The sequence below is a fragment of the Zoogloea sp. genome, assembly GCF_023150065.1.
GTDB lineage: Bacteria > Pseudomonadota > Gammaproteobacteria > Burkholderiales > Rhodocyclaceae > Zoogloea.
This window is the reverse complement of the sequence record NZ_JAKLLN010000155.1, coordinates 1-621: the sequence shown is the minus strand read 5'-3', so window position 1 is coordinate 621 and position 621 is coordinate 1. Positions and strand designations below refer to the sequence as shown.

Annotated in this window: 1 protein-coding gene and 1 pseudogene; one reads left to right on the top strand and one right to left on the bottom strand. The window is 62.5% G+C overall.

What is annotated here, in order from left to right; translation table 11 throughout:
• Positions 1–311: pseudogene (locus L6Q67_RS24010) on the bottom strand (IS5/IS1182 family transposase); the annotation flags it as partial.
• Between L6Q67_RS24010 and L6Q67_RS24005 the strand changes: the two are divergent.
• Positions 255–621, top strand: a 367-nt coding sequence (locus L6Q67_RS24005) for a hypothetical protein (RefSeq protein ID WP_296576172.1), incomplete at its 3' end; no start/stop codon positions are given. The pseudogene L6Q67_RS24010 and the gene L6Q67_RS24005 overlap by 57 nt on opposite strands.

The following is a 621-nucleotide window of genomic DNA, read 5'->3' as shown; positions in this document are numbered from 1 at the left end:
TCCGCCCAGCGTTGCACGACCGTTTCATCGCTCTCGCCGAAGGCATGCTTGAGGTACAGCAGCCCGACCATCAGCCGGATCGGAAGGCGCGGGCGCCCCGCTGCGCTGGTGCCTGCGCCTGCCACCTGCAAGTTCGGGCCAAACAGATCCAGGCCTTCGATGGGACGCCCTTGGCGATCCTGACGGGCAAAGCACGGCGCCAGCGCCGATTCGATCTCGGCCCACGGCATGCGGGTGACCAGCACGGCCAGCGGGTGACGCAGATCGATCATCGCATCGAGCCGGGCGCGGAAAAAATCTGGGGTGGTCATCGCAAACCTGCGCTCCAAATCTTCCAGAAAGTGAATGTGATTGCACTGGAATCTGGAGGATTCGGCAAGGCCTCACGGGCGCTCAGCCCCCGCGGGGAAAGGGACGGCCTGATTGTTCAGGGCCGACTATGTAGATACGGTCTCTGGCAGGCCCACCGGGCTTTAAATGTCTCGCCGGTCGTTGGGAAAGCGTTTTTCTGGCGCTACGGAGCGGTTTTCCGTTGTTTGGCGTTACGTTGGCCGGGTCTCGCCCCGGCGGGCGACCTTCTTTCTTGTTGCACGACAAGAAAGAAGGCAAAGAAGCGTGCCC